Annotated in this window: 7 protein-coding genes; 5 read left to right on the forward strand and 2 right to left on the reverse strand. The window is 50.2% G+C overall.

What is annotated here, in order from left to right:
• Positions 1-23 precede the first annotated feature (23 nt).
• Together GX117_10480 and GX117_10485 are read left to right on the forward strand one after the other, a co-directional pair.
• Positions 24-1,250 (forward strand): archaeosortase/exosortase family protein, encoded by a 1,227-nt coding sequence (locus GX117_10480; protein NLO33764.1) that lies wholly within the window; start codon positions 24-26, stop codon positions 1,248-1,250.
• Positions 1,251-1,375: 125 nt separating this feature from the next.
• Entirely contained in the window at positions 1,376-2,632 is a 1,257-nt protein-coding gene (locus GX117_10485) for a diaminopimelate decarboxylase (protein ID NLO33765.1), read from the forward strand.
• A gap of 92 nt (positions 2,633-2,724) precedes the next feature.
• On the opposite strand, the gene GX117_10490 is transcribed toward GX117_10485, so the two are convergent.
• A complete protein-coding gene (locus GX117_10490; GenBank protein ID NLO33766.1) occupies positions 2,725-4,320 on the reverse strand; it encodes a hypothetical protein in 1,596 nt (531 codons plus the stop codon).
• A gap of 474 nt (positions 4,321-4,794) precedes the next feature.
• On the opposite strand from GX117_10490, the gene GX117_10495 reads away from it, so the two are divergent.
• The 3 genes from GX117_10495 to GX117_10505 all read left to right on the forward strand — a co-directional run bounded on the left by GX117_10495 (position 4,795) and on the right by GX117_10505 (position 10,311).
• Positions 4,795-6,870, forward strand: coding sequence for a bifunctional (p)ppGpp synthetase/guanosine-3',5'-bis(diphosphate) 3'-pyrophosphohydrolase (locus GX117_10495; protein NLO33767.1), 2,076 nt, complete (start codon positions 4,795-4,797; stop codon positions 6,868-6,870).
• A complete protein-coding gene (gene uvrB, locus GX117_10500) occupies positions 6,827-8,869 on the forward strand; it encodes an excinuclease ABC subunit UvrB (protein NLO33768.1) in 2,043 nt (680 codons plus the stop codon). Before GX117_10495 ends, uvrB begins: the two co-directional genes overlap by 44 nt.
• A 263-nt stretch (positions 8,870-9,132) precedes the next feature.
• The gene (locus GX117_10505; GenBank protein NLO33769.1) at positions 9,133-10,311 is read left to right on the forward strand and encodes an acetyl-CoA C-acetyltransferase; all 1,179 of its coding nucleotides are present in this window, start codon (positions 9,133-9,135) and stop codon (positions 10,309-10,311) included.
• A 37-nt stretch (positions 10,312-10,348) separates the two neighbouring features.
• On the opposite strand, the gene GX117_10510 is transcribed toward GX117_10505, so the two are convergent.
• A complete protein-coding gene (locus GX117_10510) occupies positions 10,349-11,584 on the reverse strand; it encodes a PQQ-binding-like beta-propeller repeat protein (protein NLO33770.1) in 1,236 nt (411 codons plus the stop codon).
• Positions 11,585-11,841 lie beyond the last annotated feature (257 nt).

The raw sequence follows: 11,841 nt of genomic DNA on the forward strand, positions 1-11,841 counted from the left end.
AACCGAAAAAAATGCGAGCCTCTATGAGCGCTTGGGAAGAGGGGCGGCACACACCAACGGAAGAAGAACTGAAAGCGGCTTCTCCAGAGCCTTTAACTCCTTGGGAACGATGGTCTTATCGTGCTATTGAATCGCGGAGATCAGACAAGAAACGGGTGAACGGTCCCCGTGTTTATTTCGTGTTGCGCGAAGGGATCGGTACCCAAATCGATAGTTTACAGGGCGAGATCAACGCCTTATTGGCAGACCCTGATCAAGATCTCGATAAAAAGAAGGAAGAAGAAACTAAGCTGCGTCAGGAAATCACGACGCTTCGCACTGAGCTGCAGACCTTGCGCGCTCAAGGTGACGGTAAGCGTAAAGACAGCTCGTTGATCTTTCCCTTTATTCTCGTTCCCGAGTGCGGCGCCATTGAAATTATGGCAATTTTTTTAGCCGCCGTCCTCGCATTTCCCACGCTGTGGCGAAAACGATTGATCGGGCTTGTCGTTGGGCTGCCTGCCATGTATGGCGTGAATATCTTTCGCCTGACCATCTTAGCCATTATCGGCGCTTTAGATACGAAACGGCAATGGTTCAATTTTGCCCATGAATATGTATGGCAGGCCATTTATATTATTTTCGTTGTGGTGGTCTGGCTTCTTTGGGCGGAATATATCGTAAACCGAGAACGCCCTGCAGGGCGCTCACAAGCTTGGGGATTGCCCGCTTTTTGCCTGAAATTTTTGGTCGCCGTTATCGCATTGGTGATGCTCTGGTGGTGGCTGCTTCCCTATTATGGTTATGTGCTGCTCCAAGCGACAGGCATACCGCTGCGCTATCTCTTCGGCATGGCGATTGAGGCGGGCCGTGTCGAGGCATCGGGGTTGATGCGCACAGGAACACAACTTATCTACACCATTGCCGGTCATGAACGAAGTATGCACATCGCCTTGTTGGCGACGAATGTACCCCCGTATGCCGCTTTGATTCTGGCGACTGCAGGTCTTGGATGGCTGCGTCGAATCCGTATTTTGCTTCAAGGCGTCGGCATACTTTGTCTGTTCCATATGCTGTTTATTATTGTTGCCCTTCGTTTCCAAGATGACTTATTAAAAGTCAGTGAAATACCCAGCGCCATTATATTGTTTTTCCTAACTTTACCTTTCATGCTGTGGATCGTCTTCGCCTACTGGGATCGTATCCGTTCTTTAGGGCGCGGTAAAGACCATGATGCGTCGGAAGACAGCGATACAGTGCAAACGAAATGATCGCTGATCTGCCGCCGTGCGCATTTTGCAGCAAGTTAACGGAAAGCCGTGTCTTTCACCCATAATTCCACAACGCTGTCTGGCACTGACAGCGTGAATTCCTGATAGTCCTGAGGAGGTCGTCTATGTCGCTTCGTTTTTCATTATCGTCAGAACAAGCCCTGTCAATCCGTGAAAATTTCGGTACCCCCGTTTATGTCTATAGTGAGGCGTATTTAAAGAAGCAGGCTGCACAAGTGCTTGCTTTTCCCAATGCCTACGGCTTGACCGCCAGATTTGCTATGAAATCCTTGCCCACTGCGGCTGTGCTGCGTATTTTCAACGATGCCGGCTTGCATCTCGATCCAAGCAGCGGATTTGAGGCGGAACGCGCTCTCCGCGCCGGAATTGATCCTTCTAAAATACAGATTACAGCGCAACAGCTGCCCTCCAACCTGAAAGAACTGGTGGAACAAGGCTGCCTCTTTAATGCCTGTTCCTTAAGACAGTTGGAAATTTGGGGACAACTCTTCCCCGGCCGTGATACGGGAATACGAATCAATCCCGGCTTGGGTTCAGGGCACAGCAATCGCACGAATGTAGGCGGACATTCTTCCAGTTTCGGCATTTGGCACGGCTACATCGATCGTATAAAAGAGATTGCGAAAAAGTATGGACTGTCTATTACGGCCATGCACACGCATATCGGTTCCGGAGCAGATCCGGAAGTATGGCTTCGTTGTGCCCGCCTGTCTCTTGATAATGCCGCCCAATTTCCCGACGTACAGCGCCTGAATCTGGGCGGCGGATTCAAAGCCGCCCGCATGGATGATGAAGAGGGCGCTGATCTTGAGCAGATCGGAACGAAGCTTATCCCCGAATTTGAAGCTTTTGCCGCAGACCATGGCAGAAAATTAGCTTTAGAAATTGAGCCCGGTGCCTTCCTGACTGCCAATGCCGGCGTTTTGCTTACCTCCGTAACCGACGTGGTCAGTACCGGAGCGGAAGGATACCAATTTATCAAGATCGACGGTGGTATGACCGAAATTCTGCGCCCTTCCCTCTACGGCGCTCAACATCCCATCGCGCTATTGCCACAGCAATCGAAAAGTACAGGTGAAGACGACTATTTGGTCGTGGGGCACTGCTGTGAGAGCGGCGACATCCTTTCTCCTGAGCCGGGTAATCCGGAAGGCTTGAAGACACGGCGCTTAAAAACGGCCGGCCTTGGTGATCTCGTTGAAATCGGGGCAGCAGGCGCCTACTGCGCCGGCATGGCGGCGAAGAACTACAACAGTTTCCCGGAAGCACCGGAAGTGCTGGTGCGGGAGAACGGTGAATTCACATTGATTCGGCGCGCCCAAAGTTTAGACCAAATGCTGCAAAACGAAATCATCCCGTAAAACTATTGAAAGTAGTAGGGTGTATAAAAAAGTACCGGCACCCGGGAGATCCGAGATGCCGGTACACTGTGGGCATGAAACGTGGGGGGCGCTTATTTCTTCTTCAACGCTTTACCCGCATCACCGCCGACCCGCGTTTTGATACCCAGATGCTTACACAGGGCAAGCAGTTCTTCTAAGATATCACCATAGCCGACCACAATATGGTTGGACATATGCGACGCCATCAGTTCATTACGACCGTAGCCGGGAATGTAGGCGTTGGCAATGGGCCACTGAGGATCGGTGGCTTGCAGGCGTTTTTGTACTTCTTCGTCCGGAAGTTCGACCATTTCACCGGTACCGCAATCCATACCCACCTCATTGTAGGCTTCATAGAAACGCGCCCACGTAAAGACGCCGGGCTTGCACACGCCGGAGCAGGTGCCGCCGCCTAAGGGGAAATAACCGGAAGGTTGTCTATTCACAAAGGTCTTCTTCCATCCGCCGAAATGGGCAGGCGGTGCGCCGCCGGAAATCATGAAGACCCACACAAATTTACCGTCATATTCACCGCCCCAGCGCACGTCATGCAGTGTCGTTTCTGCAGGCATGTTTTTCATCGTGTAAATTTCTTTCATCAACAACTGGGGAATACCGGCGCCGATATCACCTTCATTGAAATGGGGGATCGGTTGACCGGGCATGACGGTCTGTTTGCTCTCCGGATCTTTGATTGCCGGCCGGTCTGTATTATTGAGCATTCCTTCCACAAGGTCGGAGGCGGGCACACAGCGGACTAAGCCATACTGGTAGGGGATACCGATGGCGCTCAGTCCATAGCGCGCCACAAAACGACATGCCGCCACATACATTTTCATTTGGCTGAGTACTTGGTCATAAACCAATTCCGTAAATTTATTGGTGCCCCAACTGAAGTTCACGCCTTTACGGATCAGATAATCCAGTTGCTTTTGGGCTTCTTCATCACTGACAAGCGCCATTTCCGCCACCAGATCGCTTTGGTTCAAATATTCAATAGGCATTCCCAAAGCGCCCAGCTTGGCAGGGTCCATGACTGTATTCAGCATGCCCATGCAGCCGGGATCGAATTGACCCATAATACGGCGTTCACGCCGGATACTTTCCGCCAAAGTCTTGCCGATTTTTTCCGCTTCCGCCGACAGAGTGCATTTCGCGCCATCGGTAAGATGCGCCATGGAATGACTGAGCTTTCCTGTCTTCAGCCATTTATCGAAGTTTTTCATAAAGAAAGGATCATCAATGAAGCCTTCGCTCCAGAGCCGCGCATGTTTCACGTTGAGCCGGTCTAAGGTGGCGGAATGGTTGAGCAGCGCCACCAACCCGGGGAAGGTGCCGTCAAAATTAGCCAAGAGCAAAATGGGACCGCGATGGGTTTGGAGCGGACCGGATACATGGTGTGAATAGGACCAGATATTGAGCAATATGATAACGGGCGCTTCCGGATCTATTTCTGAGAAGACAGCCGTACCTTCACATTGACGGCTCAAAAATCCATGCTTGCGTTTGGAATCAAACTTGGGAAGCACGACTGTATCAAAGCCCAGTTTCTTAGCCGCGCTTTTCACTTGCTTCAGCGTTTTTTCTTGGAGCGGCCAGCCATTTAGACAGGCTGGCTGACGCAGATCGCCATTTGATAACAGATACACTTTCTTTGAACTTGCCATAGTTATATCTCCCTTATTGTTTATTGGAAAAAGAAATCTCATGCAATTGTATGCTTTATCTAGGATACCTTGCAATCTTCCTTCCTTTTCGACAGGCTTGCGAGGGCTGTCCCGCGCAACAAAAGATACCGGTTACAGCCCAATCTGCCTAAAAAGTGGCTATAAATGTTAAACTTAAAGAGAACGATGAACATAAAAAAAGTTGATTGAGTAACCAAAGTCTCTTTACCATAATAATAGCAACGGACAATTGAATGGGATGAGCCGGCATTGACAACGAGACGACCGCCCTGGAAATACATGATTTCACTGCTTGTCACGGTCTCTGTAGGGTAACTTAGACGCCGTGCAGTTTCGCGAGATGAAGTGGTGCCTTTGAATTGTCATAGGACTTAGGAGTGCAGGCATAGTTTAAGAGACTTGACTGTTTCCCATATATTGGAAAGATGTTGTTTTTTGATTACAGGTATAGGCATGAGTCAGACACTCGTTACATTAATGAGAGAACTAAAGAAGCACTACGACCCCGAAGATCTGGGTCTGGTGCGTCATGCCTTCCGTGTTGCCAATGAAGCCCACCAAGATCAGCTTCGTGCCTCAGGTGAGCCTTATATCAGTCACAGCCTTGGGGTTGCGACCATTCTTGCCGAACTGGGATTGGATCCTGTAACCTGTGCGGCTGCCTTGCTACACGACGTGGTGGAAGACACCATTCATAAGATTCCGATTATTCTCCAAGAGTTCGGCGATGAAATCGCGTGGATCGTTGAGGGGGTCACCAAAATCAGCGGGCTGCGCTTTCTCAATGATGATAAGGAACGGGAGGAACAGCAGGCGCAAAATATCCGGAAGATGCTTGTTGCCACTGCCAAAGATTTGCGCGTGATCATGATCAAGTTGGCGGATCGGCTGCATAACATGCGCACTTTGAGCCACCTCAAAATAGAAGATCAAAAACGCATCGCCCGGGAGACTTTAGATATTTACGCGCCTTTAGCGAATCGGTTGGGGATCTCCCGTTGGAAATGGGAATTGGAAGATCATTCCTTTCGCGTGCTCATGCCGGAGATATACCGAAAAATTTCGAAACTTGTCGCCATGAAACGCAATGATCGCGAAGAATTTTTGGAAAACACCATTGCCTATCTGGAACCTCGTTTGAAAGAGTCAGAGGTGGCGGCGCGGGTCATCGGACGGCCCAAGCACCTTTACAGCATTTATGAAAAAATGACCCATCAAGGCAAAGATTTTTCGCAGGTCATGGATGTGCTGGCCATTCGTATTATCACGCAGACTGAGGCAGGTTGTTATAACGCATTGGGCGTCGTTCATGGGGTGTGGACTCCCATACCGGGTAGGCTGAAAGACTATATTGCCATGCCCAAATTAAATATGTACCAGGCAATCCATACCACGGTTATGCGTGAAAATGGTTTCCCCATGGAAGTACAAATACGATCTGAAAATATGGACTATATCGCTAGGGAGGGCGTGGCAGCCCATTGGCGCTATAAAGAAGGGGATTCGCGCCAGCAAGATAAGCTTGGTTCACAGTTGGCGTGGCTGCAAAAAATGTATGAGTGGCTTAAAGACGTGGGCAGCCATGAAAACTTGATGGACAGCATGCGCATGGACTTCTCTTCTGCGAACATTTATGTGTTCACGCCCCGAGGAGAGGTCAAGGAATTGCCCCAAGGTGCAACGCCCTTGGATTTTGCCTATCTTGTGCACTCCTATATTGGGCATCATTGTATTGGCGCGCGGGTAAACGGCAAAATGGTTTCCCTTCGATACAATTTGCAAATGGGCGATTCCGTAGAAATACTCACCTCTAAAAACCAAGAGCCCCATTTGGATTGGATTGATGTAGTCGTCACCGGCAGAGCACGAACCCGTATCCGCCAACGTTTGCGTGAACTCGGAGAGATGGCTCCCGCCGAAGAACAAAAGGTAGGCGTTCGCACGAGACATGTGCGCGGTTCCCGGCGAACCATGCCGACGGCGGAAGTAGTTCGTGAGGTGGATGAAGCGTCAAGACAGAAGTTGATTCGTGTCGAAGGGCTCAAGGGGATGTTGGTTCAGTTTGCAAAATGTTGTAACCCTATGCCCGGCCACGCCATTATAGGGTATGTGACCCGAACGCCGGGGATTTCCATTCACCGCGTAGAATGTAAGAGTTTTGCACGCTCTGCAAGAGATCATACGCGCGTTGTTCATGCCTGTTGGGACGGCGAAAGCCACATGTTGGCGAAAATCAGACTGATCACACGGAACCGCCCCAACTTGCTTGCCGATATTACCAATGCCTTGCGCCCCTTAAATATCGACATTTTAAACGCCCACTTTGGTCCCGGTGAAAACGAAAATAATTACTTTGATTTCCAGTTCGAAGCAACCAACGAGGAGAACATTGAGAAGGCCGCCCAAGCAGTACTCGCTGTGCCCGGTGTTTTCAATAGTATCCATCTCGGCGTACAAGATCCTTGCGACCGAAAGATCCCTAAAAATGCCAAAAAAAACCGAGCAAAAGAACTTAAAGAAACCGGATGAACCCCTCCTGTTCTCCTTGGTCTCTGAGTTTGAGCCGGCCGGCGACCAACCCGAAGCAATCGATTCTTTAACACGTGGTGTTTGTGAGGGGCTGCCCCATCAAGTCTTGCTTGGGGTGACCGGTTCCGGCAAAACATTTACCATTGCCAATGTCATCGCACGGGTGAACCGTCCCACCTTGGTGCTCGCCCATAATAAGATTTTGGCGGCCCAGCTCTATGGTGAATTCAAAGCCCTTTTCCCTCACAATGCCGTTGAATATTTCGTCAGCTATTACGATTATTACCAGCCTGAGGCCTACATTCCGACTACCGATACCTATATCGAAAAAGATTCTTCCATCAATGAGGAGATTGATAAGATGCGGCATGCCGCAACACGGGCTGTGTTGACACGCCGTGATTGCATCGTTGTCGCCAGTGTTTCCTGCATCTACGGTATCGGTTCGCCCCAAGCGTATTTGTCCCTTCGCGTGACGCTTGAAAGGGGCAAAGTTTTCCCGAGGGAAGCGCTGCTCGATAGCCTGATCGCTATGCAATATACGCGCAACGATATAGACTTTCACCGCGGCACTTTCCGCGTTCGCGGCGATATTGTCGATGTTTTTCCCGCCTATGAAGGGGATCGGGCAATACGGATTGAATACTTTGGTGATGAGGTAGATCAACTCTCCGAGATCGATCCGCTCCGTGGCGTTACGATCCGAAAGACGAACCGCGTCGATATTTTTCCCGGATCTCATTATGTTGCTGAGGCAGGAACCATGCAGCGCGCCTTGAAGGCGATTCGTTTGGAATTGCTCACTCGTCTGGGAGAGTTGCGTGCTGAAAATCTCGAATTGTATGCGCAACGGTTGGAGCAGCGCACTAATTATGATTTGGAAATGATGGAGGAATTGGGCTATTGCAGCGGCATCGAAAATTATTCGCGCCATCTCGATGGCCGTCAGCCCGGCGATCCGCCTCATACATTGCTCACCTATTTCCCCAAAGACTTTCTGCTTGTCGTCGATGAGAGCCACATGTCCATTCCTCAGGTTGGCGCTATGTTTCGCGGCGATCGATCCAGAAAAGATAAATTGGTGGAATACGGATTTCGATTGCCTTGTGCCCGTGACAATCGACCTCTCATGTTTCAAGAATTCGAAGAGCGGTTGAACCAAGTTATTTATATCAGTGCCACACCGGCGGAATGGGAGTTGAAAAAGAGTGAGGGCGTTATCGTTGAGCAAGTGGTCAGACCCACAGGCTTGGTAGATCCGGAAGTGGACATACGCCCCGTTGCCAACCAAGTAGATGACCTGCTCCACGAAGCACGCGAACGAGCCGAGCTCGGCGAAAGAACGCTTATCACAACGTTAACCAAACGCATGGCAGAAGATTTGACCGCCTATTACACCGATTTAGGATTGCAGGTACGGTATATGCACGCCGATGTGGAGACCCTTGAGCGCATAGAACTGATACGTCAATTGAGGCAAGGAGTCTACGACGTGCTCATTGGTATCAACCTTTTGCGTGAAGGCTTGGATTTGCCGGAGGTTTCCCTCGTCGCCATTTTAGATGCCGACAAGGAAGGGTATCTGAGATCGGAGACCAGTTTGATCCAGACTTGCGGACGAGCCGCCCGCCATCTCCATGGCCGTGTCATTATGTATGCAGACAAGATCACCGGCGCCATGAGGCGGGCAATCGATGAAACGAATCGACGCCGCGAAAAACAATTAGCCTACAATAAAAAGCATGGTATTACAGCGCGATCCATTCAAAAGGCAGTGCCCGATCTGCTCGGTACGCTGTGCGAACGCGACTATGTGACTTTGGCGAAGGTTGCGGAAACTCCCGAAGTGTATATGTCGGATCAAGACTTTAATAAGACCATTGTTGACTTGCGAAAAAAGATGAAGGAAGCTGCAGAACTCTTAGAATTTGAGCAAGCGGCAAAGTACCGCGATCGCTTATTGGAATTAGAACGCAAAAAAGTGGAGTTGGGTATTTAATCACGTCTAAGAGCGGCAGGGAGCCTGTTTTTATTTGCGGATGATAGGCGTGACGGGAAAGAAAGTACGGCGTCATTGTGTTAACGCAAGGGCGTGCTTGCGGGTATTGCTATACCACTGCGGCGCAGACGCCTTAAAAATGATTGCTTTGTTTGATTATCAAAAAGAGTAATGATACTATTTTTCGTAAGCGGGTTAAGTTCTAAAAGAGGACTTCAACATGAATTGTAGCGGTGTACAAACACTTTAACGGGAGAGAAGCTATGAGAAATGTAGTAGTTGCATCGGCGGTACGTACGGCTATAGGAACTTTCGGAGGCACACTCAAAGACGTCCCTTCTATCGATTTGATGGGAATGGTGGTGCGCGAGGCAGTGGAGCGTTCGGGCGTGCCGCCCGAATTTGTAGGCGATGTTATTATTGGACAATGCATGCAGCGCATGGATGAGTCGCCTTCAGGACGTCTCGCAGCATTGAAGGCAGGCTTGCCCATAGCTGTGCCCGGTTTGACGATTCACCGTAATTGCGCTTCCGGCATGCAGTCTGTCATCTATGGAGCGCAACAAATTATGTTGGGCGATATGGATGTGGTCGTTGCCGGCGGCGTGGAAGTCATGAGCCGTGTCCCTTATGTTATGAAGGATGCACGCTGGGGGAAACGGTTGCAGCACGGCGTTATGTCTGATGGTATCTGGGACGGCTTGACCGATCCCTATTGCGGATTGATCATGGGACTCACTGCAGAAAACCTGGCGGAAAAGTACGCTATTTCCCGAGAGGAACAGGATGAAATTGCCATGCGTTCCCACAATAACGCGGAAGCGGCAACCAATGCAGGTAAATTCAAAGAGGAAATTATGCCTGTTGAGATTCCTCAGCGAAAAGGTGATCCTCTGGTTTTTGACCGTGATGAGCACGTTCGACTCGGTATGACTATGGATCAATTGGTCAAACTGAGACCCAGCTTCAAGCCTGATGGTACGGTGACGGCGGGCAATGCTTCGGCCATCAATGACGCTGCTGCGGCACTGGTTCTTGTCGCGGAAGAGAAAGCAGAATCACTGGGCGTCACGCCTATTGCTCGCCTCAAAGGCTACGGAACGGCTGCGGTAGAACCGGAATTAATGGGCTATGGGCCCGTGCCTGCTACCCAACAAGCCTTGCTGCGCACAGAACTCAAATTAGATGACATTGATCTGATTGAGCTGAATGAAGCTTTTGCCGCCCAATACCTTGCTTGTGAAAAGTTGCTCAAGCTGAACCGAGATATTACCAACGTCAACGGTTCGGGTATTGCTTTGGGTCATCCCGTAGGATGCACGGGTGCGCGGATTATTGTGTCCTTGCTGCATGAGATGAAACGGCGCGGCAACAGCTTGGGGCTTGCTACCTTATGTGTCGGCGGCGGCATGGGCCAGGCATCTATTTGGGAGATGTGTTAATCCCGGTTATAGTTTACAGCCTATAGGTCTTGCGTGATTAAGAGTGATCTTTCACGTCATAGGCGATGAGTGCGTCGCCATGGCGAATATATAAAACACCCTTTACAATGGCGGGATGCGCCCAATGCCGGCCATCTCCGTCGGTGACCCGAAATTTGCCGCCATGTTGAAACGCTTTGCTATCCGCTTTCACCAGATGGACGAAGGCGCGCGATGATCCTTCATAAATGTAGAGCATGCCATCAGCATAAATAACTACGCCTTGGCGCACTTCAGGCGCGGTCCACATGACTTCGCCGCTTTTCATATCAAGACAAACGAGACGGTTACCCTGCATGTGGCTGGTTCCGTAGAGATAGCCTTGATCCAGCACCAGTCCATGATGTTGGCAATCAAGGGCATCGGTTTGCCACACTTTTTCATACGAACTGCCGTCTTCGGAAAGGCGTATGGCGCCGTTCTCGGATTCATATCCACCCGTATAAAAGAGCAGTCCGTCGAGATACATGGGGCTTACCGCATGAATCCCGTCTCGGGTGAGATGTTCGATTTTCCATAAGAGCCGCCCATCTTCCGCATCCATACAGGCGAGAAAATTAGCCGTTTCTGTGAATAGAAGCCGCCGGCCGTTGTGGGTGTAAATAACGGGCGCACAATAGGACGCTTCATCGCTGAAGCCCTTTGTCGACCACAAGGTTTCGCCGGTATGTTTATCGAGGGCGGCAACTGCGGCATCAGTACCGCCGGGCGTGCAGATTAGCCGCTCGCCGTCAATCAAGAGTGATTCCGCCAAGGTGTACATGATGTTTGGGCCTTGAAAGCGTTCAAGAATGTTGACGCTCCACCGTTTTTCTCCGCTCGGAATATGAAGGCAGAAGAGTTCCCCCAAACCGGAGAGCATGTAGAGATAATCGCCGTCAATGGTGGGCGTAGAACGGGGGCCGGGCGCCTGAGTATCTTCTGTTTCCGGACCTGTAGGAATGGTGCGTTCGATTACCCCATCTTCATTCAACACGAAGATCGCGGAGTTTTCATCGTCCACCATGCCCGGCACATAGAGTTTCCCGTCTACAATAGATGGTGATGAATAGCCATTTCCCAATCCTGTTGTCACCCACAGTTTTGGCGGCCCTTCGTCGGGCCATGCTTTTAATAATCCTGTTTCTTCAAAGCGCCCATCTCGTTGCGGTCCCCGAAATTGCGGCGAACCTTCACCGAAACTGCTGAGCGCCAGACATCCCATGAGAAGCAGACTAAGCACGTATCCTTTCAAATTCAATCTCCTTATTTTGAGTGAAGCTTTATTTTTCTTGTTTTATTATCGTATCCTGATGCAAAGGATACCGAAGTATGCGGGGCGAATTAAACCATGGAAGGTGGTGTACGCGACACCGTGTGTTTTTTTTCTTGAAACGCCCTGAAAAATCTCGTACCCTGTTCAATCAGATTAAGGAGTTGAATAATGATCATATTTAAAACGTTAAACAGACGATTCATCGTGGCCTTTGTCATTGCCCTGTGTTGTGGCGC

The sequence above is a fragment of the Candidatus Hydrogenedentota bacterium genome (genome assembly GCA_012523015.1).
Taxonomy (GTDB): Bacteria; Hydrogenedentota; Hydrogenedentia; order Hydrogenedentales; family CAITNO01; genus JAAYBJ01.

Coding starts and splice junctions, on each gene's coding strand:
- GX117_10480 (NLO33764.1), top strand. CDS start 24: ATGAGCGCTTGGGAAGAGGGGCGGCACACACCAACGGAAGAAGAACTG.
- GX117_10485 (NLO33765.1), top strand. CDS start 1,376: ATGTCGCTTCGTTTTTCATTATCGTCAGAACAAGCCCTGTCAATCCGT.
- GX117_10490 (NLO33766.1), bottom strand. CDS start 4,320: ATGGCAAGTTCAAAGAAAGTGTATCTGTTATCAAATGGCGATCTGCGT.
- GX117_10495 (NLO33767.1), top strand. CDS start 4,795: ATGAGTCAGACACTCGTTACATTAATGAGAGAACTAAAGAAGCACTAC.
- uvrB (NLO33768.1), top strand. CDS start 6,827: ATGCCAAAAAAAACCGAGCAAAAGAACTTAAAGAAACCGGATGAACCC.
- GX117_10505 (NLO33769.1), top strand. CDS start 9,133: ATGAGAAATGTAGTAGTTGCATCGGCGGTACGTACGGCTATAGGAACT.